The organism is Sideroxydans sp. (assembly GCF_054604835.1).
Map to the genome: position 1 here is coordinate 425,135 of NZ_JBTSFG010000001.1, position 26,103 is coordinate 451,237.

25 protein-coding genes are annotated in these 26,103 nt (G+C 52.3%); 17 read left to right on the forward strand and 8 right to left on the reverse strand.

Features of this window, described 5'->3' with window-relative positions:
- The first annotated feature begins 39 nt into the window (after nt 1-39).
- From ACYCZ5_RS02055 to tatC, 10 genes are all read left to right on the forward strand, one after another.
- Nucleotides 40-1,488 carry a sigma-54-dependent transcriptional regulator gene (locus ACYCZ5_RS02055; RefSeq protein ID WP_461543101.1) on the forward strand — a complete coding sequence of 483 codons (1,449 nt, stop codon included), beginning with the start codon at nt 40-42 and terminating at the stop codon, nt 1,486-1,488.
- On the forward strand, nt 1,481-2,503 hold the full coding sequence (locus ACYCZ5_RS02060) for an NADH-quinone oxidoreductase subunit B family protein (protein ID WP_461543102.1): 1,023 nt from the start codon (nt 1,481-1,483) through the stop codon (nt 2,501-2,503). Before ACYCZ5_RS02055 ends, ACYCZ5_RS02060 begins: the two co-directional genes overlap by 8 nt.
- 109 nt (nt 2,504-2,612) lie before the next feature.
- Complete coding sequence (locus tag ACYCZ5_RS02065) at nt 2,613-4,061, forward strand: nickel-dependent hydrogenase large subunit (protein WP_461543103.1); 1,449 nt, start codon at nt 2,613-2,615, stop codon at nt 4,059-4,061.
- 9 nt (nt 4,062-4,070) lie between these two features.
- Nucleotides 4,071-4,514 (forward strand): nickel-responsive transcriptional regulator NikR, encoded by a 444-nt coding sequence (gene nikR / locus ACYCZ5_RS02070; RefSeq protein WP_461543104.1) that lies wholly within the window; start codon nt 4,071-4,073, stop codon nt 4,512-4,514.
- A gap of 12 nt (nt 4,515-4,526) precedes the next feature.
- The gene (locus tag ACYCZ5_RS02075; protein ID WP_461543105.1) at nt 4,527-5,873 is read left to right on the forward strand and encodes a PAS domain-containing sensor histidine kinase; all 1,347 of its coding nucleotides are present in this window, start codon (nt 4,527-4,529) and stop codon (nt 5,871-5,873) included.
- Nucleotides 5,874-6,050: 177 nt separating this feature from the next.
- On the forward strand, nt 6,051-6,866 hold the full coding sequence (locus ACYCZ5_RS02080) for a HoxN/HupN/NixA family nickel/cobalt transporter (RefSeq protein WP_461543106.1): 816 nt from the start codon (nt 6,051-6,053) through the stop codon (nt 6,864-6,866).
- A gap of 46 nt (nt 6,867-6,912) precedes the next feature.
- Nucleotides 6,913-8,991: a TonB-dependent receptor gene (locus ACYCZ5_RS02085; RefSeq protein ID WP_461543107.1), complete on the forward strand. Its 2,079-nt coding sequence runs from the start codon at nt 6,913-6,915 to the stop codon at nt 8,989-8,991.
- Nucleotides 8,992-9,185: 194 nt separating this feature from the next.
- A complete protein-coding gene (gene tatA, locus ACYCZ5_RS02090; RefSeq protein ID WP_461543108.1) occupies nt 9,186-9,404 on the forward strand; it encodes a Sec-independent protein translocase subunit TatA in 219 nt (72 codons plus the stop codon).
- A gap of 38 nt (nt 9,405-9,442) precedes the next feature.
- The gene (gene tatB / locus ACYCZ5_RS02095; RefSeq protein ID WP_461543109.1) at nt 9,443-9,802 is read left to right on the forward strand and encodes a Sec-independent protein translocase protein TatB; all 360 of its coding nucleotides are present in this window, start codon (nt 9,443-9,445) and stop codon (nt 9,800-9,802) included.
- Nucleotides 9,799-10,530, forward strand: a complete 732-nt coding sequence (tatC, locus tag ACYCZ5_RS02100) for a twin-arginine translocase subunit TatC (RefSeq protein ID WP_461543110.1) — start codon at nt 9,799-9,801, stop codon at nt 10,528-10,530. Before tatB ends, tatC begins: the two co-directional genes overlap by 4 nt.
- Nucleotides 10,531-10,912: 382 nt before the next feature.
- On the opposite strand, the gene ACYCZ5_RS02105 is transcribed toward tatC, so the two are convergent.
- The 3 genes from ACYCZ5_RS02105 to ACYCZ5_RS02115 all read right to left on the reverse strand — a co-directional run bounded on the left by ACYCZ5_RS02105 (nt 10,913) and on the right by ACYCZ5_RS02115 (nt 13,443).
- A complete protein-coding gene (locus tag ACYCZ5_RS02105; RefSeq protein WP_461543111.1) occupies nt 10,913-11,632 on the reverse strand; it encodes a hypothetical protein in 720 nt (239 codons plus the stop codon).
- Complete coding sequence (locus ACYCZ5_RS02110; protein WP_461543112.1) at nt 11,629-12,378, reverse strand: hypothetical protein; 750 nt, start codon at nt 12,376-12,378, stop codon at nt 11,629-11,631. Before ACYCZ5_RS02110 ends, ACYCZ5_RS02105 begins: the two co-directional genes overlap by 4 nt.
- 63 nt (nt 12,379-12,441) lie before the next feature.
- Nucleotides 12,442-13,443, reverse strand: a complete 1,002-nt coding sequence (locus tag ACYCZ5_RS02115) for a transposase (RefSeq protein ID WP_461543113.1) — start codon at nt 13,441-13,443, stop codon at nt 12,442-12,444.
- Between the two features lie 207 nt (nt 13,444-13,650).
- On the opposite strand from ACYCZ5_RS02115, the gene ACYCZ5_RS02120 reads away from it, so the two are divergent.
- The 7 genes from ACYCZ5_RS02120 (at nt 13,651) to ACYCZ5_RS02150 (ending at nt 21,943) form a co-directional block, all read left to right on the forward strand.
- Nucleotides 13,651-14,091, forward strand: coding sequence for a helix-turn-helix domain-containing protein (locus ACYCZ5_RS02120; protein WP_461543114.1), 441 nt, complete (start codon nt 13,651-13,653; stop codon nt 14,089-14,091).
- Between the two features lie 214 nt (nt 14,092-14,305).
- A complete protein-coding gene (locus ACYCZ5_RS02125; protein WP_461543115.1) occupies nt 14,306-15,202 on the forward strand; it encodes a PDDEXK family nuclease in 897 nt (298 codons plus the stop codon).
- Entirely contained in the window at nt 15,199-17,229 is a 2,031-nt protein-coding gene (locus tag ACYCZ5_RS02130) for a transposase family protein (RefSeq protein ID WP_461543116.1), read from the forward strand. The genes ACYCZ5_RS02125 and ACYCZ5_RS02130 overlap by 4 nt, the downstream gene beginning before the upstream one ends.
- A gap of 3 nt (nt 17,230-17,232) precedes the next feature.
- A complete protein-coding gene (locus ACYCZ5_RS02135; protein WP_461543117.1) occupies nt 17,233-18,234 on the forward strand; it encodes a TniB family NTP-binding protein in 1,002 nt (333 codons plus the stop codon).
- Nucleotides 18,234-20,336 carry a TniQ family protein gene (locus ACYCZ5_RS02140; protein WP_461543118.1) on the forward strand — a complete coding sequence of 701 codons (2,103 nt, stop codon included), beginning with the start codon at nt 18,234-18,236 and terminating at the stop codon, nt 20,334-20,336. The genes ACYCZ5_RS02135 and ACYCZ5_RS02140 overlap by 1 nt, the downstream gene beginning before the upstream one ends.
- Nucleotides 20,337-20,486: 150 nt before the next feature.
- On the forward strand, nt 20,487-20,846 hold the full coding sequence (locus ACYCZ5_RS02145) for a hypothetical protein (RefSeq protein WP_461543119.1): 360 nt from the start codon (nt 20,487-20,489) through the stop codon (nt 20,844-20,846).
- 299 nt (nt 20,847-21,145) lie between these two features.
- Entirely contained in the window at nt 21,146-21,943 is a 798-nt protein-coding gene (locus ACYCZ5_RS02150) for an ankyrin repeat domain-containing protein (protein WP_461543120.1), read from the forward strand.
- On the opposite strand, the gene ACYCZ5_RS02155 is transcribed toward ACYCZ5_RS02150, so the two are convergent.
- The 5 genes from ACYCZ5_RS02155 to dnaJ all read right to left on the reverse strand — a co-directional run bounded on the left by ACYCZ5_RS02155 (nt 21,944) and on the right by dnaJ (nt 26,044).
- Complete coding sequence (locus tag ACYCZ5_RS02155) at nt 21,944-22,840, reverse strand: hypothetical protein (RefSeq protein ID WP_461543121.1); 897 nt, start codon at nt 22,838-22,840, stop codon at nt 21,944-21,946. It lies immediately after the preceding gene.
- Nucleotides 22,841-23,003: 163 nt separating this feature from the next.
- A complete protein-coding gene (locus ACYCZ5_RS02160; RefSeq protein ID WP_461543122.1) occupies nt 23,004-23,717 on the reverse strand; it encodes a hypothetical protein in 714 nt (237 codons plus the stop codon).
- A gap of 90 nt (nt 23,718-23,807) precedes the next feature.
- Nucleotides 23,808-24,377 carry a LemA family protein gene (locus tag ACYCZ5_RS02165; RefSeq protein WP_461543123.1) on the reverse strand — a complete coding sequence of 190 codons (570 nt, stop codon included), beginning with the start codon at nt 24,375-24,377 and terminating at the stop codon, nt 23,808-23,810.
- 65 nt (nt 24,378-24,442) lie between these two features.
- Complete coding sequence (locus ACYCZ5_RS02170; RefSeq protein ID WP_461543124.1) at nt 24,443-24,883, reverse strand: VOC family protein; 441 nt, start codon at nt 24,881-24,883, stop codon at nt 24,443-24,445.
- A 33-nt stretch (nt 24,884-24,916) separates the two neighbouring features.
- A complete protein-coding gene (dnaJ, locus tag ACYCZ5_RS02175; protein WP_461543125.1) occupies nt 24,917-26,044 on the reverse strand; it encodes a molecular chaperone DnaJ in 1,128 nt (375 codons plus the stop codon).
- Between the last annotated feature and the right edge of the window lie 59 nt (nt 26,045-26,103).

Below are 26,103 nucleotides of genomic sequence, written 5' to 3' on the forward strand. Positions count from 1 at the left end.
CGACTACTACGTCAGGTTTTATAAGGAGGCCACTGATATATGGCGACACTACCTACACTACTGGTCATCGATGATGAAGTGCGTTCGCAGGAAGCGATACGCCGTACGCTGGATGAAGAATTCAATGTGCTGACGGTATCAAGCGCAGAAGAAGGACGTGCGGTGATGGAGCGTGAGCGCGTCAATGTAGTGCTATGTGACCATCGCATGCCAGGTGTGACGGGCATAGACTTTCTCAAGGAGGTGCGCGAAAGTTGGCCAGACACCGTGCGTATGATCATCTCTGGCTATGCCGATGTGGAGGACATCATCGCGGGCATCAATGACGCGGGTATCTATCAATACATCCTCAAACCCTGGCATCCGGATTCGCTGCTGCTCAATGTACGCGGTGCCGCGCAGTTATACGATATGCAGCAGCAGAGCAGCAATATGGATCTCGAGTTGCGAACAGCGCAGCCTGTCCTGCAGCGGCGCGTGGCGGCCAAGCATGAGAAATTGCGCAGTCATTATGAGTTCGCACGTATCGTGCGTTCGGCGGCGAGCCCTTTGAATCAAGTGATTGATCTGGCAGCACGAGTCGCGGACTGTGACATCGCGGTGCATATTTCTGGCGAATCCGGATCGGGGAAAGAGTTGATGGGGCGTGCCATCCATTACTCCAGTCCGCGTGCAACGAAAGCTTTTGTCATCGAGAACTGTGGGGCGATGTCGGATCAGTTGTTGGAATCCGAACTATTCGGTCACAAGCGCGGCAGTTTTACGGGGGCATATGAAGACCGCATCGGGCTGTTCGAGCAAGCGGATGGCGGGACCATCTTCCTAGACGAGGTGGGGGATACTTCACCTTCGTTCCAAGTTAAATTATTACGTGTGTTACAGGAAGGTGAGATTCGCCCTGTCGGTTGTTCGCGTTCGCGCAAGGTTGATGTGCGAGTGCTGTCAGCCACCAATCGCGATTTGGAAGAAGAGGTGCGTAAAGGACGTTTCCGTGAAGACTTGTTTTATCGTTTGACGCAGTTCGTGTTGCCCATGCCGCCGCTACGCGAGCGCAAGATGGACAATGCGCTCATTGCGTTTGCTTTGTTAAGTGATGCTGCACCAGCCATGGGCAAGGAGATATTGGGATTCACCCCCGAGGCCTTAGAATGTCTGAGCAACTATCAATGGCCAGGCAATGTGCGCGAGATGCAGAACGAGATTCTGCGTGCGATTTTGCTGTGCGATGGTGACTACATCGGAGCACATCTGTTCTCGCCTAAAGTGCTACGCGCTGCGCCAGAAGAGCAACAGCAAGATATGGGCATCCTCGCTGGGCTGGATGGAAGCCTCAAAGACAGGATGGAAGCACTGGAAGCGCGTGTGTTGAATGAATGCCTGATTCGCCATCGTTGGAATAAGACGAGAGCAGCGACCGAGTTGGGTTTGTCGCGTGTTGGGTTGCGGAGTAAATTGGCACGCTATGGCATGGAGAAGAAAAGTGAATGAACTGGCAGTCCGCAAAGAATCACTCAATCTGCTGTGGCTGCAGTCGGGTGGTTGTGGAGGTTGCACGCTGTCCCTGTTAAATGCCGATTGCCGTAATCTTTTCGACACCCTCAAAGCGATAGGCATCAATCTGTTGTGGCATCCCTCCTTGTCAGAGCAGAGCGCAAACGAAGCGCGTGAAATCTTCGAAGCCTGTGCAAGTGGTGCGACCCGATTGGACATATTGTGTCTTGAAGGGGCGGTGCTAAAAGGCCCGAATGGGAGCGGCGGCTTTCATCGCATGACTCACGGCGAATCAATGATGAACCTGGTCGAGCGCTTGGCAAAAGTAGCGGGACATACCGTAGCCGTGGGCAGTTGCGCGGCATTTGGTGGCATCACGGCGGGCGGCGGGAATCACACGGAAGCGTGTGGCTTGCAATATGAAGACGACACCCAAGGTGGGTTGTTGGGCGAAGATTACCGTGCTCAAGCTGGATTGCCGGTGGTCAATATCGCTGGGTGTCCTACCCATCCCAACTGGGTCATCGAAACGCTTTCGGCTTTGGCATCTGGGGATATGCGGGACAAAGATTTGGATGTGTTCCATCGACCTCGGCTCTATGCAGACCATCTGGTGCATCATGGTTGTACGCGAAATGAATATTACGAATTCAAAGCAAGTGCGCTTAAACCCTCTGACTTAGGGTGTCTGATGGAACACATGGGATGTAAAGGTACGCAAGTCCATGCTGATTGCAACATCCGCCTGTGGAACGGTGAGGGTTCGTGTACGCGTGGCGGGTATGCCTGCATCGCTTGCACCGAACCCGGTTTTGAGGAGCCGGGCCATGCATTTGGAATAACTCCCAAGATCGCAGGCATCCCCATAGGCTTACCGACGGATATGCCCAAGGCGTGGTTCGTAGCGTTGGCCTCCTTATCTAAATCAGCAACGCCAAAACGCGTCAAAGAGAATGCCGTGTCCGACCATCAAGTGATCACGCCTGCCACCAAAAGGTTGCGTCCAAAATGAAAAAAGTCTCAAAAACAATTCACCACAGAGATACAGATACACAGAGGGAAAATGGAGCACGCTTTTGCATTGCTCTGTGTATCTGTGTCTCTGTGGTGGAGGGGGGGGCATGAGTCGCAGAATTATTGGCCCCTTCAATCGTGTCGAAGGCGATCTGGAAGTCACCCTCGAGATCGAATCTGGACGCGTTCGCGCTGCTTATGTGAACTCCCCCATGTATCGAGGTTTTGAGCAAATTTTGGCAGGTAAACACCCGCTCGATGCCTTGGTCTATGTGCCACGTATCTGCGGCATCTGTTCTGTGGCGCAATCAGCTGCGGCGGCGCAGGCCTTAGCGCAAAGCATGGGGATACAAGCGCCGCAGAATGGGATTTTGGCAGCCAACCTGACCTTGGCAGCAGAGAATCTGGCGGATCATCTCAGTCACTTTTATCTTTTCTTCATGCCGGATTTCGCGCGCGAGGGCTATCGTGGGCGTGCTTGGTTCGCAGATGCAGAAAGCAGATTCAAGTCAGTATCGGGATCGGCCACGGCGGATGTATTGCCAGTGCGTGCCAAATTCATGAACACGATGGGGTATCTGGCAGGACGTTGGCCGCATACGCTGGCTTTACAACCTGGTGGCTCCTCGCGTCCTTTGGAGGAAGCGGAGCGATTGCGCTTGAAGATATTGCTGGCGGAGTTTCGAACATTTTTGGAACGGACGCTGTTCGGTGATCGCTTGGAGTCAGTGGCAGCATTGCATTCTGAAGCGGCGCTCTTCGCTTGGATGGAGTCACGCTCACTAGGTGCCGACTTCCCGAGATTCTTGAGCATCGCGCGCGATCTGGAAATGCACACCATGGGGCGCGCTACAGATCGCTTCATGAGCTTCGGAGCGTATTCAGATGGAGAGCAGCATGTATTTAAATCGGGCGTGTGGCAGGATGGACAGTTGCAGGTGTTGGACACGAACGCTATCCGTGAGGATGTAACGAGCAGTTGGATGGCGGGCAACGACGCACTGTCACCAGATGAGGGTTTAACCGTGCCACAGCCAGATAAAGAGGGGGCGTATTCGTGGTGTAAAGCGCCAAGACTTTCTGGGCAGGTGGTGGAGACGGGTGCTTTGGCTAGGCAGATGGTGGCGGGGCATCCTTTGGTGCGCGACTTGGTTGCGCGACACGGGGCCAGTGTCATGGCGCGTGTCGTGGCGCGTCTGTTGGAATTCACTTTGGTGTTGCCTGTCATGGAATCTTGGTTGCGTCAGATTCAGCCGGGCGCTGCATTTTGTTTGCCAGCAACCGAGATCGAAGATGCACGGGGTGTCGGTTTGATCGAAGCAGCAAGAGGTAGTCTGGGGCATTGGCTGGATGTGCGTAACGGCAAGATACATAATTACCAGATCATCGCACCGACCACTTGGAACTTCTCACCCCGCGACGCGGCAGGTGAACCCGGCGCGCTGGAACAAGCGCTGGTCGGGCTGGTCGCGCAAGAGGGAAGTGATGCCGCACCGTTGGCGGTGCAGCATGTGGTGCGCTCGTTCGATCCGTGCATGGTGTGCACGGTGCATTGAGGAGGATATATGGAACGCTTCACCATCTCATTAGATGAACGACTCGCTAGCGAATTCGATCGCTTGATAAAGGAGCGTGGCTATCTGAATCGTTCAGAAGCTGTGCGTGATATGTTGCGTGGAAAGTTGGACACGCTGCGGTTGCAAGAGAAGCAGGCACCATTCTGTGTCGCGAGCCTTTCCTATGTATACAACCATCATGAACGTGATCTGTCGGAACGACTCACCGAGCTTCAGCACCAACACCACGACTTGGTCGTTGCATCGACGCATGTACATCTGGACCATGAGAATTGTCTGGAGACGGTGATGTTGCGCGGCAAGACCGAGGTCGTGCGCCGCTTCGCTGACGCCTTGATCGCTGAAAGAGGTGTGCGACATGGGCAGGTCAATCTCGTACCCGTCGATGTTGAAGCAGGGCATGGACATGTCCATAGCCATCCGAAAACCTAGCAGCCCCATTCGATGAGCCTACGTGATAATCAATCCCCCGTTCGATTACCCTCACCCGAGGTGATGGAGCCCTTCTCCGAGTCTGCATGGATAGATGTCGTGCGCTCGATGGATGAGGTTTACAACGAGCTGTTGCAATACGAGGTGGTGCTGGAGCAGAAGAACACTGAACTGGAGGAATCTCAACAATTCATTTTCAGCATCCTGACCTCGATGTCTGACCTTTTGGTCGTATGTGATCGTAATGCGGTGATCGAGGAAGTGAATCATTCACTGCTCGCTTTTACGGGTAAGACAGAGAGTGAGTTGAAGGGGGCCAAGCTGGGTTCGTTATTCGCGGAGGTGAGCGGGTGTGAGGCCGCTAAGCGTGTGATTGCCAGTCTCACCACGGCCCCAGCGAATGATGTCGAGTTGCAGTTTCTCACTAAAGAAGGAAGTGCTACTCCCGTGGCGCTCAATTTCACGCCGAGATTGTCCAGCGTGGGGAAATTGTTGGGCGTGGTCATCACAGGACGACCTGTGGGTGAATTGAGGCGTGCCTATCACAAGCTGCGTGAGGCACATGAGGAGCTTAAGCGTACGCAGCAACAATTGCTGCAATCCGAGAAGATGGCTTCACTCGGCAAGTTGGTGGCGGGTGTGGCGCATGAATTGAATAATCCAATCAGCTTCGTGCTAGGCAATGTGCATGCGATGCAGCGCTACACGCCGCGTATGAAGCGATATCTGGATGCGGTGCATGACCATGCACCCCAAGCGACACTCGACAAACTCAGAACCGAATTACGTATAGACCGAATGTTGGATGACCTTGATCCGCTGTTGTCTGGTGCGGTCGAAGGGGCGGAGCGAACGCGCGATATCGTCGATGGTTTGAAGCGATTCTCTGCCTCAGATCGTAATGAGAACGTCGAGTTCAATCTGGCTGAAACGATAGAACGTTCGGTACATTGGGTGACGCGTGCGACCCCTGCGAATTTCCGTGTGAAGATGGAAATGCCCAAGGAGATTCTAATTGCGGGCTCGCCTGGGCAGATCCAGCAGGTCATCATCAATCTGGTACAGAACGCATCAGATGCGACCGAAGGAATTCCTGAGCCCACATTGATCATTGAAGCAGAACTGGGCGATGAGATCGTCATTCAGTTTCGCGATAACGGACTGGGGATATCCGAGCATGCGTTGAGCAAGATATTCGATCCTTTTTACACCACCAAACCAGTTGGAAAAGGAACAGGGTTGGGGCTGTCTATCAGCTACGGCATCATCGAGCGGCACGGCGGTAAGTTGGAGGTGAGTAATGCTCCCGAGGGAGGGGCTGAGTTTCGATTGCATTTGCCTCGCTCAGTTGGACGTTAAAGCGGTAAGTATTTAACCAGTTATCTGCGTCAAACCACACCGCTGGACGCGCCGTCAATTCAATCTCTCCAATCTATTCTAATGATATTCAGGTAGTTATATAGCCGAAGGGGGGAGTACGCTTATTTGGCATAAATCTTGTTAAGAAGATATGGGAAATCATCTTACGGGGGTGTTATGGAATCGCTAAATAGCAGTATCTATCCTTTAGTTGCACTGGCCTTTGTATTGGGAATGAAGCACGGCATGGATGCTGATCATCTCGCTACCATTGACGGCTTGACTCGGTTCAATGCCGCAGCAGGACGTCCAAGGCTTGCGCGACTGTGCGGTTTCCTGTTCTCACTTGGCCATGGTGCGGTGGTCTGTATCGTTGCAGTCGTTACGGGTCTGCTGTTCCAGCAGGGCATCGTCCCTCAATGGATGGATGATGTCGGTGCTTGGGTATCGGCATTCTTTCTTATCTTGCTGGGCGCACTCAATTTGTATGCGGTGTTCACCACCCCTTCGCATGAAATGGTGCAGATGGTCGGCATCAAAGGGCGCTGGCTAGGAAATCTTAAATGCGCAGGACATCCCTTCCTGATTGCATTGGTGGGTTCATTGTTTGCATTCTCATTCGATACGCTATCTCAGGCAGCCCTGTTCTCGGCGACTGCGACACAGTATGGAGGTGTGTCGCATGCATTTTTATTGGCAGTATGTTTCATGCTGGGCATGATGCTCACTGATGCCGCCAACGGGCTGTGGATCTCGCACCTATTGCAACGAGCAGATGCCACAGCGCGTACTGCCTCACGCGTGATGGGGGTGACGGTCGCACTATTGAGCCTCTCGGTCGCGATACTGGGTCTGTCACGCCGCTTTTTCCCAGAAGCTTCCGCTTGGCAGGATGGGCGCGAGTTGTTCATCGGAGCTTCCATCATTTTTATCATCGCTTGTAGTTTTCTATTTGCTCGCTATTCCCAGCAGCGCGTTTCTGCTCCAGCCTGATTTCCTTTGTATTCGTTTGTTGTTAATTGATTTCGGGGGGGGGGTTATGAAGAAAAACTATTTCGTCTTAACGCTATTTCTGCTATTGGCACAACGCGCCTTTGCAGCAGGGGTGCCGACTCTGGACGAAGTATCTGTCACCGCCAAAGCAACTGACCAACTCGGCGTTGCGTCCACCTCCAGCGAAGGCACGGTGACTGCCGAACAATTGGAGAATCGACCACTGTTGCGTCCCGCCGAAGTGCTGGAAGTCGTGCCCGGCCTCATCATCAGCCAACATTCGGGCGACGGTAAAGCCAACCAGTATTATTTGCGCGGTTTCAACTTGGATCATGGCACAGATTTCTCCACCTCGTTGATGGGCATGCCGGTGAACATGCCTACGCATGCACACGGGCAGGGTTACACCGACCTGAACTTCCTGATTCCTGAACTGGTGGAGCGCGTGCAGTACCGCAAAGGGACTTACTATGCGGGTGACGGCGATTTTTCGGCGGCGGGCTCGGCGCGCATCGACTATGTGCGCAAGCTGGATGCGCCCTATGCACAGGTGACGCAGGGCGATGGAGGATTCTCGCGCCTACTGGCGGCAGCCTCACCGAAAGTCAACGAGGGTAATCTGCTGATTGCGGCCGAGGGCTACCACAACGACGGGCCGTGGACGGTACCGGAACATCTGCGCAAGGATAATCTGTTGGTGCGTTACGGCCAGGGGCAACGCGACGAAGGTTGGGTGGTGTCTCTGCTGGGCTATGACGCGAAGTGGACTGCGACCGACCAGATCGCGGAACGTGCGATGGCGACGGTGGGGCGCTATGGGAGTCTCGATTCCAGTACAGGCGGAGACACGCACCGCTACAGCTTGTCCGGCGAGTGGGCGGATGTGGAGGCCAACGGTGCCAGCCGCGCCAACGTCTACCTAATCGACTACGCGCTGAACCTGTGGTCCAACTTCACCTACGCCACAGATACCGTGCATGGCGACCAGTTCCTGCAGGCCGACAAGCGCACCATCATCGGTGCGAAAGCGTCGCACAACTGGCTGCAGGAGATGCACGGCACACCGGTCATCACCACCATCGGCACCGATGTACGCCACGACGACATCGGCGTTGGACTGTTTTCAACGCAGAACCGACAGAAGTGGGGGACGGTGCGCGACGACAAGGTCAAGCAGACCAGCGTGTCGCTGTGGGGGGAAACGCAGATACAGTGGGGCGAGAAGTTCCGCTCCATCCTTGGCATGCGCGGCGACAGTTATCAATTCGACGTGAACAGTGATACCGCAGCCAATGCAGGCAAAAAAAATGATGCCATCGTCTCGCCCAAACTGTCGCTGGTGTTTGGCCCTTGGGATAAGACGGAGTATTACCTGAATGCGGGGCGCGGCTTCCACAGCAACGATGCGCGCGGCACCACCATCCGCGTCAACCCCGATCCGCGCCCCGGCGCCCGGCCGGGCTGCTCAGGTGGGGCGGGTGAATGTTCCGGTGATTCCGTCGATCCGGTTCGCCCTCTGGTTCCCGCCACTGGGTATGAGGTTGGCGTGCGAAGTGCCGTGCTGCCGGGGTTGCAGACTTCCCTCACGCTCTGGCGACTAGATATCGATTCGGAACTGGTCTTCGTCGGCGATGCGGGCACAACCAGTGCTTCGCGCCCCAGCCGACGTCATGGCGTGGAATGGGCGAACTACTGGAATCCGGTTGCGTGGTTGCTCATCGATGGTGATGTGTCCTTGTCCAGTGCGCGCTTCACCGATGGCGACCCGACGGGTGACCGAATTCCCGGTGCGATTGAACATGCCACTTCTATCGGTGTGATTTTGCAAGACAGCGCCCCGTGGTCTGCAGGTTTGCGCCTTCGCTATTTCGGCCCGCGTCCGCTGATCGAGGACAACAGCGTGCGCTCAAAGTCATCCACGCTGGTCAACATGCTGGTCGGCTACCGTATCACGCAGCGGGTTAGATTGAACATGGAAGTGCTGAATCTGCTCGACACGCAAGTGAGCGATATCGATTATTACTATGAGTCTCAACTTCACAGCGAAACAACATCCGTAGCAGACATCCATACCCATCCGGCTGAACCAAGAACCTTGCGGGCAAGTGTGAACGTGAAGTTCTAGTAGTGGAAAGCTACTTTCTACTCCTGCAATCAAAGCGGATGGTGGGTGAGTGATGAGCGGAGCAGGAAGTCACGCAACCCCCTTATTGCACCGCAAGAAACGCAATTATTCAAATCGGCACAAAGGTTGCTGTCATTGTGTGTTGATTCGGTTCGAATGATGCGGAATTGTTTAAATCTAAATAGGAGATGAAGATGGGCTCGATGAGTATTTGGCACTGGATGATTGTTTTGTTAGTGGTGGTGCTGGTCTTTGGCACCAAGAAGCTACGCAACGTAGGGAGCGATCTGGGCGGGGCAGTGAAAGGATTTAAGGAAGGCATGCGATCTGAAGAAGATGCTACGAAGCAAATCGTCGAATCTGGCCAAACAGTTGAAGGCGAAGTGAAAGCTAAGTCGCACAGCATTGCTTAAATTTGATGAAGAAAATAAATTGAGGAGGGGCTTGCTGCATGTTTGATTTTGGCTTTTCCGAAATTGTGGTCATCATGTTGGTCGCACTGGTGGTGATCGGGCCGGAGCGTCTACCCAAGGTGGCCCGTACGCTTGGTCATCTGTGGGGACGCGCGCAACGTGTCGTCTATAGCGTCAAGCAAGATATCAACACGAGTGTCGAGTTGGAGGAATTGCGCAAAGTACAAAGCGAGGTCAAATCAGAGGCCGATGCATTACAACTCGCGATGCAGCAGACAAGTAACGATATTGATCAGGAAGTGAGACAGGTCGAACATGACCTGGCGCAGCCCGTTCATGATGCGAAGCTGATCGACGCGACCGCACATGGCAACATTGTTCCCGCTAATCAAGCATGAGTTCACAGCAAGCCCTCATCGCGCATCTGATCGAACTGCGTGTGCGCCTGACGCATGCAATGGTTTGTTACATGTTGGTGTTCATCTGCCTGTTTCCGTGGGCGTCGGACATGTACGCCGTGTTGGCGCAACCGCTGCTCGCGAAGTTGCCCCAAGGCGGGCAGATGATCGCTACCGATGTCACCACCCCATTCTTCGTTCCCATCAAGTTAGCAATGATGGCCGCCTTCTTAATTGCCCTGCCCTACATTCTTTTGCAAATGTGGAAGTTCGTCGCACCTGGTTTGTATGCGCATGAAAAACGCTTCCTGCTCCCAATCATCATTGCCAGCGTGCTGTTGTTCCTAGCGGGCATGGCCTTCGTCTATTTCGCTGTGCTTCCCGCCGTGTTTGGCTTCATCACCGCATCCGCCCCCATTGGAGTGGCTGTGATGACCGACATCGACAAGTATTTGAGCTTCGTGCTGGGCATGTTTATGGCATTTGGCGTGGCATTCCAAGTGCCAATCGCGGTGGTCGTGATGGTGCACTTAGGCTGGGTGACGACTGAGAAGTTGCGTGAGAGTCGCCCCTACGTCATCGTGGGGGCTTTTGTCGTGGGTGCAGTACTTACGCCGCCTGATGTTATCTCGCAATTCATGCTGGCGATGCCCATGTGGCTGCTTTTTGAGGTCGGCGTATTCGTGTCGGACAGAATGTATCTGCCTGTGCAGAAGGTTGCTTCGTGAAAGCAATATTTGCTTGACGTTCAGTTCGGCCGTGAAGACAACCTATGATGAGCAAATATTAATTGGAGTCGAAGAATGTTCTGCATGACTTCAGTGACTATGACCGGTGACCATTCCACAGCGGTCGTTGGCCCATCTGAATGCCGCCGACAGTTATGGCCGACCTGCTGTCGGTGGATTCCCAGACTGGGATGACCGCTACCGCTGCTTTGCCGCACCTGGTCCTTCGCATCCAACCCTATATGGCACGCAACAGATTGCTGAGCTTCTTACTGAGCAACCAAGTTTTGCACAATACGGCTTAGTTCGACGGTGCCGTTGAAACCATGTTTCCAACAACAGAATGCAAATAGCCGAAAGACCTTCAGGCGAATTAGCCCAATCAGTAAGTTTTCTTTAGATACGGCGGCATTACTACTGGAAGTGACTCTGGTTGTTCATTTTGGAGAGTCGTGTCCAAAGGCCCGCTTTGAGCATTAGTCTTCATGTCTATCCTGCGAAGCGGGATTCTGTTCGGGTTCGCCTTGAATAGGCGATCAATTACTTCCAATCCAACCTTTGCTTCCTTTTCAAATTCAATTAGAGCAGAGCTACCACTCTGTCGATTTCTTACGTCCCTCATGAGGGTATCTATCGCTTCTGCCAGATGAGTTACCTCATCCCAGAATACAAAGTCACAAAGCGTATCTTTCTGCTCTTGGTGGTCATTGAATTGCCTCAATACCTCCATTTGAGCCATTAACACAGGCTCTGAAAGGTTTTTTTGGGGATCGGGCTTTCTGGTTACAGCTAATTTAACTTCATCCCACAAGCGCCTTGATAGCGGCTTATTTGTAAATGGATCTTTAGCAATCCCGTTTAGTCCAAGTATTTCCCTTTTGTATGAGTTTGAAATTGGGGCAGTTGCAAACGCGAATTTGTACGCCACCGATCGGTCGCCCGTACATTCAAGAAGGTAGCTTTCAACGACGTTACTTTGATAGACAAAGTCGTAGAACGAGCCGTACTGCTGTGCATCTTCAAAATTACCGTATGTGGATTCAGCAAATGCTGGAATATGCATATTCAAGGAGATGAACAGAAATGTAAAAAGAGCTCTCATTTTTCCCCCTCAAGCACAGAGCGGAAATATTCAGCACGTTTCTTCATTTGTGCATCTTGTGATGGAGACGTAAGCCAGTCAGCGGCCCAACCTGCAGCCATGACTGCCTCAATTGCTAGACCTACTCCTATTGCATAACCAACTGCACGTTTTCCGACATATACAACGGTCTTCTCACCGACTTTCCGGTAAGTCAGTCTATTACGGATAGATTCATTTATTGACGCGAGGGGAATACGAATGTGCTTTGATCCACTTGTGGCATAAAACAAAAAACGATCTGAAAGCAGTTGTGATTTGGTTTTAATTCGATACTCGCTCATGATCACTTCGGCATCACGAGTAACCTGTCTGGCAATTGCGTCGCTTCGTGTTTTAGCAAATACCTCTGGTTGCAAATATCCCTTTGCTCTATTCGTCTGCCAATAGGTAAACCGAAGGTTTCTAGGATCATTGGCAAGGCGCTTCAAATCATCTCCACAAACACCGCTATCCCATGCTTGCCTGAGTGACACAAGGTGATCAACTTCCATTTCCTCGCAGGCAATCTCACGGTCAAGCTCATAAGCATCGCGCACCATTTGTCCTGGGGTGCAGTAAAACCCACGAGTTTTATAAGATGGCCTGCTGAATTTCTCTTCGCAGATAGATGCAAATACTTCCGCGCTATAGGTAAGGCAGACGAGTGCACTTATAAGCATTAAAAATGTGCACTTCATGAATACAAGTGAAGGTCTATAACTCATGGAATGGATATCGGTATTGAGTGAGCTGATGGACTCAGCATAAGCCGGTGAGATTAATTCAATTTAGGTAATCCTGAATGGGTCTACTCGATCTCCTGGGCACATCCCGAAGTTGGGAAAGCCATGGACCTTTGTCGCACTGTAGACTGCAAACGACTTCATTCTTCTAATGACCTCAGTAGTTTTTGCAGGATCCATTTCTTCTGACTTCAATGGCTCGTACTTATGGAAGAAGTATTTTTTGTAGCTTTCTATAAAGCCATTCCAGTTTCTGCTATTCCCACTATAAATCTCGTGCGCGATCGCCCGGGAGGCTAAGTATGCTGAGTAATCCTTCCCATGCCTCGTAAACATATAGGCACTGCTAGTATAGATTTTTTTAATAGGATAACTGTCTCGTCTGATTCCCTTAAACGCCAGGAGTTTTATAACATCGATAGCAATGGAGGGCGTTTTTTCAAACCACGGATACGCAAATGCTGACGAAGAATAGGTATCTATCGCCACATGAACATAGCAGCCAGGAATCAGCTGGAAAATCGGGAAGCAATCCTGAACAAGGATCTCGCCTGGATAACTTCCTATCTTGTAACGTTCTCTAAGACAGGGATCATTCCTGTGTATCTGTTCAAGCAGCCTGTCTGAAACTGGCCACCCATCAAGAATATGGTGCTTTTCCAGCCGGTAGAGTCGCTTGCTCACGGTTCCAAGGTTGTTCGAATTCAGAATCTTCTGAACCGTGGGGGGGGAAAGCGAGAATCCTTTCTTTAATAGCAGCTCCGCTATCTTTGAGCATCCATCATCAGGATGGCGTATAGCCAGATCTATAACTAGGCCAGCTATATCTTGCGGGGTCTTGTTTGGATTATTTGGGGCTCTTTTCTTTGAAGTCAGGCCTGCATGCGGGTTTTCTTTATGCTTTCGTAGCCAGGCGTAATACGAAGCACGGCTCACTTCGTGCTGCAGGCAAGCCTGAGAAACATTGCCGCTTGTCTCAATGGCCCTTAAAACCTCCAGTTTCTGGCTGGAGGCCAAGTGTTTTTTTATCCCCTTAATTTTAGCCATAGTGAGAGTCTATCCGTTACGGGCGGGAAAAGCCGCGCTCATTGAAATTTATAGGAAGTTCAGTTTCACGACTGTCTATTAATAATATTAATTAATCACATGCTGCGAGCAAATGCACAGTTACAAATACCAATAAAAACAGATAGTTATTGACATTCAACGAAAAATTCATATACTTCGTCTCATATTGCTGAGATGGGTTAAGAAATGAGTCCGTTTGCAAAATGGTTAAGAGGGTTTCGGAAGGCAAGAGGGCTCAAGCAAAAGGATCTGGCAGAGAAGCTGGGATATGAGCAGAGTTACTTGTCTTCATTGGAGACCGGGCTCAAAGGACCGCCGACGAAGGAGCTCGTTGGAAAACTGGTGAATAAATTTGAATTAACTGACTTTGAAGCAGAACGGATTCACAGGGCAGCAACCATGTCAGATAGAAAGCTGATGATTCCTGTGGATGCCGAAGAACAGGTTTACTGGCTGGTTCACGAGATGCGGCAACGAATAACCACTTTGCTGCCGAGCCAGATTTCCATGATGACGGAAATTCTAGGTATGCCTGAGAGGTTGACTGAGGAAGCAAAGGGCCTGGCCATCAAGAATGCAGGCAAGGCAAAAATGAAACGAAAAGTGGAGGAACACAACATGAAATAAAAAAGGCAAACCTTACGGCTTGCCCTCCTTATAGGAAGCTGATGACAGCCCCCCGATTCGCACTCGTATTGTCATCTCCCTTCCTACTGGTCGTCAAGCCCATTTATCCAAATCACCAAAATTGAGCGGGATTTCCTCGGCTCCAGGGCGGCTTTATTCCTGAATTTGGTGATATCGAGATCAGGAGGCCGTGATCGGCCGGAAAGGAAGAGGCATGTCAATTCATGCAGAGCAAGACAACTTGAAATTTGCATCAGGAATAGGTGCAAGCAATTTTCAGCAAAGCATCAACCAAGACATTTGGTTGAAACACAAACACCAGAAATCTGCTGGGCATTCTATATATATAGATAGGGAGCTCAGTGCTCGTAGCCTGCTGTATGCGGATCAACTTCCGACATTCGCGGAAATGGCAGTACGGCGGAGCCTGTTCGAACAGGTAGACCTCGCCTTTTCAAAAGAACCAACGTTGAGTGGGGTAATAGACGGTTGCCGTGAGATCAAGCTCGGGAAACGTGGTGGAGGCCGAGCAAGCTATTTTCCAAGCAAGAAGAACGCGAAGTCAGGTCTACCTGCAGTAGCGATTCCTGTCGAGAGTCGAGCGGAATCTGCGTTCGCCCTCGAATTGGAGCGTAATCCTTCCGTTCAGGCATTCAGGACGCAAGCTCTTGCACTGGACATACCAGGATCAAACCATCCGATCTATCCGGACTTCCTGTATGTCGATACGGGTGGCAGGCTGCATGTTCGAGAAGTAAAGGCGAACAAGGAGTATCTGAGCAGTGAGTTCCGCGAGCGCATCGAAGTGATTACTGGGATTCTACATAAAGAAGGAATCAGCTATGCCGTCGTTGATTTGAATGACATGCCGAGCGGAATGAAGTCAGCAAATCTGTTCTGGCTGCACAAGCAATATGACCGAATCCCTCACATGGATGAAATCAAGGCGTTCTTTGCGCTCGATTTTGAGCGTTCAACTTATGGTGAGCTTCAGGAGCTCTGCAGGAGCAATGGACTTCCAGCCTCGCTCGTTCCCTACCTCCTGATGTGCGAATGGCTCCAGACAAACTGGAAGTGCCGGATCGACAACCTGATGGAGGTGTGGAAATGAATGAACCAGCAATTTTCAAACCGCGAGTAGGCATGCGCTTCAAAATGCAGGGCAAAGAATATGAGATTTGCTACACCCAGTTCGGACAGATCAGATATGCATCTGTTAAGGGTGGGAGCCAATACAAACTAAGAATCAGCAAGTTCTTAGACTATCAGGAAAAATGTAAAATTTTAGTTTCGAATCCTGACCTGAATACAGAATATCAGGTTCGAGAAAGCGATGACGGTGGTTACGCTCCAGCGAATCTCTCACAGAAGGAGCTGACAGAAGGTATGCGCCGTATCCGATACGCAGAAGCAGCAACTGCGGAGCTGCTCCATCCAAACTCCTTTAAGGAGCTGAAAGCTTGGCTCCCTGAATGTGCAATTCTACTTAAGGATGCGAAACCGCCTGTTCCAAGGTCAGTGTCTTCATGGGTGAAAACATATCGGGAGAAAGGGCGTGACGCTTTGTTTGCTCCTGAGCGGAAGCGCGGAAACAGAACGCTAAGATTTCCTCCTGAAGTACACATTGATATTCAGGATGCACTCGATGAGTATATAAATACGAAGGAGCAGCGCGATGCATTAGATGTTCTTTCGCATATTAAAGACCGTTTAGAAGAAAAAGATTTACTCAGCAAAGATGGTGAGACTGTCGCAGTCCCAAGCGAGAGAACCATCCGTCGCTATCTAAAAAAGATCGACCCATATCTCCTGATTAGAATCAAACAGGGACCTTTGGCGGCTGAGCGAGCAGCTCGTGCAGCAGGACAAAAGATTTCGAGTCCGGGGCCAATGCATCTGGTGCAGATCGATACACACTTTCTGAAGGTCTTTGTGGTTGATCCTGACACTGGAGAAATTCTTGGGAAGCCTTATCTGGTCTGCGCATTTGATGTCAGAACGCGATGTGTAGTTGGTGTCTATGTCAGTTTGATGCCCGCATCAGCAGCAACAACATTGGGTGTGGTTAAGGATATGCTGACCCGTCCAACCTCAGGTTTGCCAGGAGGTATTCCTGTCTATTTGATTCCTGACAACGGGGTCGAGTTTAAAAACTCGGCGGTTGAAAGATTGTGCACCACTCTATCAATTCACTTCGAGCCTGCCCAAGTGCGCGATCCAAACGGGAAAGCTCATGTGGAAAGGTTCTTCAGCACACTTTCAAACAACCTGATTCAGAAAATCAGTGGCCGTACCTTTACTAATATAGATGAGCGTGGTGAATACAACTCTGAAAAAGAAGCCACCTGCACACTAGCTGATATTGAAAAGTATGTCCGCATCTGGATTGAAGAGGTGTACCACCAGCGCGAGCACAGTGGCACCGGGCAAGTGCCAATCATGCACTGGAAGCGCGAGACAGAAAATTTGCCAAAACAAGGTTTGACGGATGACGATGTTGATGCGCTCGCGCGCACGCCCTATCAGGTCAAGATCAATCGCGGGCGAGTTCGAGTTGAGAAGCTTGAGTATTGCAGCCATTCCTTGAGGACGCTCGAGTCAGAGCACAAAGGCTCTGTAACGGTTCTCCTTAACGAACTCGATATGTCCTATGTATATGTCCAAGATCCATATAAAAGTAAAAATCTCATCAAAGCAGATTCCGTCGAGCCAGACTACACCGATGGGCTGACGCTATTCGAGCACAAAGAAGCTCAGACACTCAAGAAAAAAATGGCTGAGGAAGATCTTAAATCCTTGGGTAAAAACGCGAGCCTACTGGCACGGTATCAGTTGATGGAGATGATCCAGAAGGATTCGAAAGTTGCTCGCAAAAAGATTGCAAAACTGACGAACGGGTCTGGTCGCCTAGGTTACAGGCAGAAAGAAGCTTCAGCTCCAATTCAGGATGACACACCGCCACCATCTACGGTCAGGCAAGTGACTGAGCAATACCGTGAGCCTGAGACTTTCCAAACCAAGCTGAAAGGACGAAGTGATGAATCAGGAACGCCAGCAGAAGACATGCCGTGTACGAAACCCTTGACCGAAACGGCCACTGGGCAAGTCAAAAAAACGAAATTCTACAATTTGGATTAGAAAATGAGCACGAACACACAACCCCTCGAACTCTTTACAAGCCAATCAGAACAACAGGCTTATGAGGTTGTTGCCAAAATCGACAAGATTCGGGTGGGGCATCCGTTTTTTGAAGGAGCACTGAACAGGATCAATGAGTGCTTGAAGGCATCCGTTTTCTCTGTTGAGCCGGTGAATTGCATGTTACTAGGCGACGGAGGTATGGGGAAAACATCTGTGGCCAATACGATATTGAAATCGATGAAGCCGGAGGTCATTCGCGAAGACGACTTGGAAACTATAACGGTTCCGGCTTTCTATGCAAGCTTCAAGTCCTCTACTAGCTTAGATCTCTTGCTGACAGACATGCTTTCAAAACTTGGGGATCCTCATCCCAATATTGGAAAAGAGACTGACAAGGCTTCACGCTTCTACAAATTACTTATTCAATGCCGCACAAAGATCATATTCCTTGATGAATTGCATGATATCGAGGGATTTGATGCCAGAAAGAAGAAAGTTATGAAAAAGTTCTTCAAGGTTATGAAGTCAATCTCCAATACACGCGGCCCCGTTACTTGCTTGATGGGGATCCCCGAGTGCCATGACATCTTCAGAGGCGATAAAGAAATGTCCCGGCGATTCAAACGACAGGCCATTATGAGAGAACTAGCTCCTGGAACCGAGGGGAATCCCGGGATGCTGCAAAACTTTGTAAGTGATGTTTACGGCAAAATCATCGAGTCTACGGAGATCAAAGGATTCCCTACACTCTCATATGCAAGTGCTCTGCAGATATATACGGCCACGGGAGGCAGTCCGGACTACATCATGACCCTCATTAAGGAGTCGGTGTTGCATGCGATGCTGAACAATCGGCTAACGGTTGAGATCGGCGATTTTGCAAAGACGTGGGATGCAGGACTTTTGAATGGCTCTTTTCTTGGCACAAAGATTGTAGTGGGTTTCAACCCCTTCCTCGCTAAGCAGGAGAAGCTTGCCAAGCTATTCAGGGGGGGGGTGTGATGGCAGCACATCTGGTTTCTCGCCCAATTCCAATTCCAGAGGAATCGCCCGCAAGCGTATTGATGCGTGCGGTCGAAGGGAATGGATATCCAAATTTGCAGTCACTCATCTGGGCATTTGTGAAGAATGCTAATGGCAAAGTATGGGCCAAAGCATCGTTCATCGATCCAGCAAGATACACACATTTCATCGCGGAGCTTGGCATCGACATGCCCCCCGAGGTTTTTCCGGTGGCTAGCAGATCAGGGCCAACTGCAGAAAGCGATCGACTGGTGGATGGAATGAAAATACCGGAAAAACTGTTTCGTGATGACGGGCGATATTTTTGTCCAGAATGTTTGCGTGATCGAAAATATTGGCGCAAAAGTTGGTCGCTCCGCCCCTACTCGGTATGCCCAATTCATAGCAAATTTCTTATCAAGGACTGTCCGGCATGCGGCGGAGAACTTCATTCGTGGCGTGGAAAGCTGGCCGAATGCGCATGTGGAGCCGATCTTCGGAAAGCAACAAGTGAGTCCGAAGACCCCGCGCCAATCAATTGGTGGCTGGAAGTTCACCGAAACGGTGAGTCTAGAGCCGAGGCCATTGATGCGGCTCTGATAGCGTTTTGCTGCCTTGATGGTGGGGATTTTCATCCAAAATCGGAATATCGTTGGCTCAGTGCTGTATTCAAGTGGTTCGCAATGGGAAAGGTTGATCAATACGCTCAAGAACTGGTCGATAAGCAGTCCCACTTAATACATCCGCGGATTCAGTTGTTGCCATTGCTACGGTGTGAGCATCTGACTGTCCAAGCCTTGGCTAAGGCAATACTGTCGCGCTGTATGCCAGACCAGTCGTTTGAGGTGCCTGAAACTGGCAAGCCCATGCAGGCTCTCGAAGCTCAACTTGCCTTGGGTATTACCCGGCGTGCATTTACAAAATTCAGGAAGATTGATCTGGTCAAGCTGCATCCGGCAGGTAATGGCAGTGTCAATCTGGACGATGTAAATCGGCTGCTTTTTGCTGTTCATGCGGTACCTGGGGAAACTATGCACAGCGTCGGAAGAGCACAAACGACGAGTCTCGCGTCAATGGTACTGGAAGCGATGTCAGGGAATAGGGTCTCTGCTGGATATGACATCGAACAGGGACTGACCACATTGCGACTTTCGCCAAAAAAGCCGAACGGGGAAGCTGATTCTGGGACAAATGGCGAATGGCTAGATGTGCATCAAGTGGCGAGCTTATTCAAAACTTACCCAGACACGGTGAGGTTTAGTGCCCGCAAGGGGTGGATGTTGTCGCGAGATCGGGATCTGACGGGACGCAAACGACTGATTGTGAGCCGCACCTCCGCAGAGGAGTTCAATCGCAAATATGTTTTTGGTGGCGTATTGGCTAAGCAATTGGCCATGAATCCGAAAAAGCTATTGAAAATACTTATGGCGCTAGACATACAAGCAGTTTCCGGACCTTGGGTAGATGGAACGCTGATTTCACTATTCCGCCGAGAGGATGTGGAATGTCTGGATTCGACTTTGCTCAAGAACATGAGTGAGAACCCAAAGTTGATTAAAGGGAAGCGAAAAGCTATATCTGCACAAGTAAAAGCAACCACTTCAGACACCGTTCCGGCAGTGGAGGCGGCTAAAATCCTAGGGATTGGAGTGCAACAGCTCCAAGTCCTATTCAAGAAAAGTATCCTTCGGCGCTCAGACACCATGGATCGTGCGGTTATGGTCGATCGTGTTTCGCTGGAGAAACTACACGAAACCTTGACTAGGCAGGACATGATTACTGTGGCAGAGGCTGCAGCAAGGCTAGACCTTTTGCCCAATATATTTGAATCCCGCTGGGTAAAGCGAGGTGCAATTAGGGTGTTTGATCTCGGGTGGTGGCGCCTCGTCAGGCTTGACGATTTTGAGAAACTTAGGGGCTTGCTCCATGGGCGCGTGACTGCGGCCGAAGCGGGGAGGATGCTGGGTATACACCCATCTTACTTCCCGGCTATGGAGCGGCGCGGGAAGGTGCGTGGAATCAAATTGGGCACAAAACACGGGGGAGTAAGGCTATACAAACTTAATGATGTAGAGGCGCGAATCCTGAATATGCATCGATAGTATCTAACGAACCTAGAGGGGAGTGGAGCTATTCAATCCAAAAAGAACGTAATTTGGCAGGGGTGCGGCTGTATGCCCGGGCAGATGTAATCAACTTGAAGGGGGGATTTCTGAAACCCGCGAATCTCTAACAGAAGAAACGGAATAATAATGACCAATGTTTATCGAAAGACACTGTTCAAGCATTTGGCTTCGAATGCCAGCGACTGTCCAGTCGAATGGCTAGTAGATTTTGTGGCTAAAGAGATCAGACTTCGCGCCAGTTTCATCTCTCCGGCACTGATTATCGATTGCATACGGCATATGTCGCAGGCAGATGAGCGTTTCAAGCTTGCCGGTATCACCGACACTCATCAAATCAGCAACAATTTTCAAATTCAACTACAGCTTGTGCACGGGGATATGCCCACCGTGCAGTTCAAATTGAACGTTTACAAACTTCAAACGGGCAGTCAAAGTCTGGACAGACTAGAAATCGAACTGACTCCAACAGAATTCCGCTTTAATTAGGCAGTCCGCGTTCAACGCGGGCAGTGAAAATGCCGTCCTCTTTGTGAGGGCGGCATTTTTTTCGCCGAAAAAATGCCGGTAGTTTTGGCGAATATTGAAGGGTGTCGCCCATCTGAAGCGGGGAATATTGATTTTGAAGCCCTTCAATTAAAGCCCAAATTTAGGCGAGGAAGGGTTATGTGTCATTAATGTCAACGAGAGAAGGATAACGTGCCTTGGGAGGAAATGTTGATTGTCACGGACCTTTCTAACCCGTTGTTTGCTGGATATGGCCAGGGAAAGCTTATCTGACCGCCAACGTGATCGATACCCCGCATATCGATGTCTATCTGCAGGATCTGATGGTGGACAAGCGCAGTGGCGACCGTGCGGGATTCCCGCCGGAGGCTGCGGCTGAGATCATCCGCTTGAGCAACTATTTGGACAGATTGCACAATGCCGACAAAAAGGTCGGTGCCTGGGATGGCGTGCCCGAATACAAACGTCACGAACTGGAAAGACTGGGATACGACTTCAGTCCAGGAGGGCTGATCAAATCCATAGAGGAGAACAACCAGAACGCAGTGCATGAATTCCTGTCCTGCGGTGTCGACCTCGAAGTCAGGGACGAACGTCACTGGACGCCGTTGATGATCTCGTCATTCAACGGTAACGAAGAGTTCGCGCTGCTGCTGATCAAATGCGGCGCAAAGATCACAGCCTGCGACAAGAACGGCTATAACCCGCTGCATTGGGCGGCTTTCAACGGCTACTCGAACGTGGTCAAACTGCTGATCGACAAGGGTGCCGACCCTAACTATCAGAGCCAGTTCGGCTGGACTGCGCTGATGCAGGCGGCGACACGCGGACACCTGATCGCTTGCGCCTATCTGATCCTGCGCGGTGCCGATGTGAATCTCGCCACGGTGGACGGCTGGACGGCGCTGCACAAAGCCGCCAACAACGGCCATACGCAGGTGGTCAAGTTGCTGCTGGATAAGGGCGCCAATCGCTATGCAAAATACAGTGATGGCCGAACCGCGCTAGATCTGGCCGAGCGTGCGGGTCATCAGGATATCGTCGCCATGCTCAATCCGGGCGGTGCCTACGCGGTGTGATCAGTCCGGCAGTGAGGTCAGTACCCAGGCTATGCCTGCCAGCGCGCTGAAGAAGAAGGTCAGATGTGCCCATGTCCACACCGCGTAACGCCGGGCCAGTCTGGCCGGTGACAGGTTGCTGAGCAGAAACAAGCGATTTCGCGATTGGCGCAGGAAGTGGGTGTCCGGCTCGTTGCGCGCAGCGGTCAGGCGCTTGTCAGCCTCGCGTTTTGCAGCCTGCCTGGCCAGCCCCCACTCATCGATGTTCAGGTGCCCGTTGCCATCCAGATCGAAGCGCTTCATCAGATCGGCGTTGTCCATCTTCCATTCGGCGATGACTTGTTTGATCAGTTCGTTTCGGGTGATCGGATTGTTGCTCCCGCCCATGGTTCTGAACTCGCCCAGCGCATACAGGTTGTCCTGCTGGATCAGCTTCCATTCCGTGTAACGATGATCGGCGACCTGCCAGGTGTCCTTATGCTGCGTGAGGATCTCCGCACCACGCGGGTCGACCACGCATATGCCGCTGCCATCGTCGATGCAGAACGGCGCTTCACTTTCGCCGCTGGATTCGGTGCTCCATTCATTTTTGCTGTTTTTGCGCTCGACCTTGTAGCGGTACCACAGGCAAGGCAGCATCGAATATTTGCCTAGTATGGGATCGCCGTGCGGACGGGCGCGGCCGACCAGCTCGACATAGCCTTGTGCAGCCGAGGCGATGCGCGAAGTGGGGGTGCCGCTGATCATGCGGTAGCGGTGCAGCGCGGAGAACCACGCGAACAGACTGATGAAGGCGATGCCGCCCAGACTCCACAACCAGCCGTCCCGGGTGCTCAAATGAAAACCGGCGAACAGCAAGATAAGCTGTCCGCCGGAGGTGATGAGTTGCGCGTATTGCCGCCGCAGGGAGTTCAGCATGACTGTCGGGCACCTCTAAAAAGCCAAACTTCGTCGCAATACTGCGTTGCTCTCAAAAAATCACTCCTTGCATATCAGGTATATGCTGCGTCGCAATTTTTTGTTCGCGCCTTGTCTTGCTTAGAATTTTGGCTTTTTAGAGGCACCCTGTTCTCCGTGCGGATTAGAAGCGGAAACCCAGTTTGAAGCTGGTGGACTGGGCCGCACCGGTCTTGTCGAACTCGATGGCCAAGTTGGTCAGGCCGAAGTTCAGGTTGGCGCCGGCGAACAACTTGCTTTGCGTGAAGCTCTCGGCTGTGAAGCCGGTCGCCGCATCCGGCGTGCTGTTGGTCCATACCTGACCGATACCGGCATACGGCGTCAGCATGGCGAAGCCTTTGGAGATGGAGAAGTCCACGCTCTTGGTGTCCAGCGTCAGCTGGTTCACGCCGGACAGCTTGGTCAGCGCGCCGCGTACCGCGATGGCAGGCATGGTGGTGCTACCGGGCATGAAGGCCCAGCGCAGTTCGCCGCCCATCAACTTGATATCGGTAGTAGGTACGACGGAGTAGAAGGCGCCGATGTCGATATCCAGCGGCAGACCTTTGGTCACGTGCAGTTTGGGCACATACAGCTTGCTGAAGTCGCTGCCGGTCAGGCTGTTCCACAGTGCTGCGCTTTTTGCCAGATCGGTCTGGGTCACTTCCAAACCGATATCGAAACCGGTGACGCCCATCGATTCGGCAGGAACCACGCCTTTGTAGCTCAGTGCGGAACCCAGGTCTTCAGATACGTTGCGGAAATCCGCTTGGGTGCCGAGGTTGCCGATGTTGATGTTGCCAGCCATGGCGGGTTGGGCGATAGCCAGAGCACAGGTCAGTACGAGCAGTTTCTTCATGTTGTGTTTCCTTTTGTGTTTAAAAGTATCGTCCGCTACACAGCAAGCCGCGCGGGCATGGCCTGTGAGTGCGCGATTTGATTTTGGTTCCTAGTCGAACAGTTTCTTGATGTCGACATCCGCTTTTTCGGCGGCGGCGAACTCCAGTAATGGCTTGCTTTGATAGGCGAACATGTTGGCAATCAGTACAGCCGGGAACTGCTCGATGCCGACGTTATAGATGTTCACCGACTCGTTATACAACTCGCGGCGGTCGGCGATGGTGTTCTCCAGTCCGCTGATGCGCGTCTGCAACTGCATGAAATGTTCGTTGCTCTTCAGTTCCGGGTAAGCCTCGGCCACCGCGAATATACTGCCCAGTCCCATGCGCAGCATGCCTTCCGCTTTTCCCAGTGCGGCGATGTCCTGACCTTCGCGTGCGCTCTGCACCATGGAGCGCGCTTCGATCACACGTTGCAGTGTCGTCTGCTCGAACTGTTTGTATTGTTTGCACACCTCGACCAGTTTGGGCAGCTCGTCGTGGCGCTGCTTGAGCGCGACATCTATATTGGCCCAAGCCTTGCCGACGGCATGCTTGAGGCTGACCAGATGGTTGTACAGGCTGATGCCGTAGATCAGTGCGACGAGGCTGACGCCGAGCAGTAGCAGGGTAGAGGTCATGTGCGACTCCTGTTTTTGAAAGTTATCGCGGCGCATCATAGAGCAAACCGACTGTCGATGCTCGCCTAGAGTTGGAGTCGTTTGGTGGTCAGCACCGCACCGGGATCGTCGCGCCAGATGGCGGGGTCGGCATCGACATACAGTTCGATCTCGATGCCGTCCGGATCATGCAAGTAGAGCGACTGGCTCACACCGTGGTCGCTCATGCCGAAGATGCTGACGTTGTTCGCTTCAAGGTGCGCTTTGCATGCTCGCAACTCATCCAGACTATCGCCTACCTTGAATGCCACGTGATAAAGACCGACGCTGCCGGCATCCGCCTCCGGCGCGTGTGCGCCGATCTGCATCAAACCAAGGTCGTGATGGTTGTCGCCTAGTGAGAAGAAGGCCATCACGTCGCGGTAACGCGCGACTTCTTTCATGCCCAGCACATCGCGATAGAAGGCGACGGAGCGCTCAAGGTCGCGGACCTTGAGCACTACATGGCCGAGTGCTTTGACTTGCATGTGCGCCTCCTTGCCGACGGGCGGTGAAGGCCGTTACTGACCGAAGAAGTCCTTCACCTTGCCCATCCATGATTTTGCGCGCGGGTTATGGCGCGCGGAATCGGACTGGCTGATCTCCTCGAACTCGCGCAGCAATTCCTTCTGGCGATCAGTCAGGTTGGATGGCGTTTCCACGATGACGTGGCAATGCAGGTCGCCGTGCTGATGCGTGCGCATGCCCTTGATGCCCTTGCCGCGCAGGCGGAACTGCTTGCCGCTCTGTGTCTCGGCCGGGATCTTGATGCGCGCCGCGCCGTCCAGCGTGGGGATCTCGATCTCGCCACCCAGCGCCGCCGTGGTGAAGCTGATCGGCATCTCGCAATGCAGGTCGTCGCCGTTACGTTCGAACACGCTGTGCGGCTTGATGTGGATCTCCACATACAGGTCGCCGTGCGGTGCACCGTGCGAACCGGCTTCGCCATGGCCGCTGTGGCGCAGGCGCATGCCGGTGTCAATACCGGCGGGGATCTTGATCTCCAGCGTCTTTTGTTTTTTCACGCGACCGCTGCCGTGGCAATCCTTGCATGGCGAGCTGATCTGCTTGCCGCTGCCGTGGCAGCGCGGGCAGGTCTGTTGCACCGAGAAGAAGCCCTGCTGCATGCGTACCTGACCGTGACCGGCACAGGTCTGGCAGGTGGTGGCCGTAGTGCCGGGTTTGGCGCCGGACCCATCACAGGTTTCGCACTCTTCCATCACCGGGATGCGAATCTGTTTCTCGGCACCGCGTGCGGCTTCTTCCAGCGTGATCTCCAGGTTGTAGCGCAGGTCGGCGCCACGATGCGCCTGCTGGCGTCCGCCGCGTCCGCCCCCGAAGATGTCGCCGAAGATGTCGCCGAAATCGAAACCGCCCGCACCGGCCCCTCCGCCGAACGGGTTGCCGCCACCCATGCCACCCGCTTCGAATGCTGCGTGGCCATATTGGTCATAGGCGGCACGTTTCTGCCCGTCGGACAAAGTCTCGTAGGCTTCCTTGGCTTCTTTGAAGTGTTCCTCCGCCTTCGGGTTGTCCGGATTGCGGTCGGGGTGATGCTTCATCGCCAGCTTGCGATAAGCCTTCTTGATCTCTTCCTCCGACGCGTCACGGTTGACGCCGAGGACTTCGTAATAGTCGCGCTTGCTCATGTTTTTTCCATGTGACGATGGGGCGCATGCGCCCCACCGGTTACAGCATCAAGAAAGGT

Bases quoted from the DNA above. Each gene is read 5' to 3' on its own strand.
- dnaJ (WP_461543125.1), bottom strand. From the start codon at position 26,044: ATGAGCAAGCGCGACTATTACGAAGTCCTCGGCGTCAACCGTGACGCG.
- ACYCZ5_RS02165 (WP_461543123.1), bottom strand. From the start codon at position 24,377: ATGACCTCTACCCTGCTACTGCTCGGCGTCAGCCTCGTCGCACTGATC.
- ACYCZ5_RS02135 (WP_461543117.1), top strand. From the start codon at position 17,233: ATGAGCACGAACACACAACCCCTCGAACTCTTTACAAGCCAATCAGAA.
- ACYCZ5_RS02110 (WP_461543112.1), bottom strand. From the start codon at position 12,378: ATGAGTTATAGACCTTCACTTGTATTCATGAAGTGCACATTTTTAATG.
- ACYCZ5_RS02170 (WP_461543124.1), bottom strand. From the start codon at position 24,883: ATGCAAGTCAAAGCACTCGGCCATGTAGTGCTCAAGGTCCGCGACCTT.
- tatC (WP_461543110.1), top strand. From the start codon at position 9,799: ATGAGTTCACAGCAAGCCCTCATCGCGCATCTGATCGAACTGCGTGTG.
- ACYCZ5_RS02105 (WP_461543111.1), bottom strand. From the start codon at position 11,632: ATGAGAGCTCTTTTTACATTTCTGTTCATCTCCTTGAATATGCATATT.
- ACYCZ5_RS02160 (WP_461543122.1), bottom strand. From the start codon at position 23,717: ATGAAGAAACTGCTCGTACTGACCTGTGCTCTGGCTATCGCCCAACCC.
- ACYCZ5_RS02155 (WP_461543121.1), bottom strand. From the start codon at position 22,840: ATGCTGAACTCCCTGCGGCGGCAATACGCGCAACTCATCACCTCCGGC.
- nikR (WP_461543104.1), top strand. From the start codon at position 4,071: ATGGAACGCTTCACCATCTCATTAGATGAACGACTCGCTAGCGAATTC.
- ACYCZ5_RS02115 (WP_461543113.1), bottom strand. From the start codon at position 13,443: ATGGCTAAAATTAAGGGGATAAAAAAACACTTGGCCTCCAGCCAGAAA.
- ACYCZ5_RS02130 (WP_461543116.1), top strand. From the start codon at position 15,199: ATGAATGAACCAGCAATTTTCAAACCGCGAGTAGGCATGCGCTTCAAA.
- ACYCZ5_RS02080 (WP_461543106.1), top strand. From the start codon at position 6,051: ATGGAATCGCTAAATAGCAGTATCTATCCTTTAGTTGCACTGGCCTTT.
- ACYCZ5_RS02145 (WP_461543119.1), top strand. From the start codon at position 20,487: ATGACCAATGTTTATCGAAAGACACTGTTCAAGCATTTGGCTTCGAAT.
- ACYCZ5_RS02140 (WP_461543118.1), top strand. From the start codon at position 18,234: ATGGCAGCACATCTGGTTTCTCGCCCAATTCCAATTCCAGAGGAATCG.
- tatA (WP_461543108.1), top strand. From the start codon at position 9,186: ATGGGCTCGATGAGTATTTGGCACTGGATGATTGTTTTGTTAGTGGTG.
- ACYCZ5_RS02085 (WP_461543107.1), top strand. From the start codon at position 6,913: ATGAAGAAAAACTATTTCGTCTTAACGCTATTTCTGCTATTGGCACAA.
- ACYCZ5_RS02055 (WP_461543101.1), top strand. From the start codon at position 40: ATGGCGACACTACCTACACTACTGGTCATCGATGATGAAGTGCGTTCG.
- ACYCZ5_RS02120 (WP_461543114.1), top strand. From the start codon at position 13,651: ATGAGTCCGTTTGCAAAATGGTTAAGAGGGTTTCGGAAGGCAAGAGGG.
- ACYCZ5_RS02065 (WP_461543103.1), top strand. From the start codon at position 2,613: ATGAGTCGCAGAATTATTGGCCCCTTCAATCGTGTCGAAGGCGATCTG.
- tatB (WP_461543109.1), top strand. From the start codon at position 9,443: ATGTTTGATTTTGGCTTTTCCGAAATTGTGGTCATCATGTTGGTCGCA.
- ACYCZ5_RS02125 (WP_461543115.1), top strand. From the start codon at position 14,306: ATGTCAATTCATGCAGAGCAAGACAACTTGAAATTTGCATCAGGAATA.
- ACYCZ5_RS02075 (WP_461543105.1), top strand. From the start codon at position 4,527: ATGAGCCTACGTGATAATCAATCCCCCGTTCGATTACCCTCACCCGAG.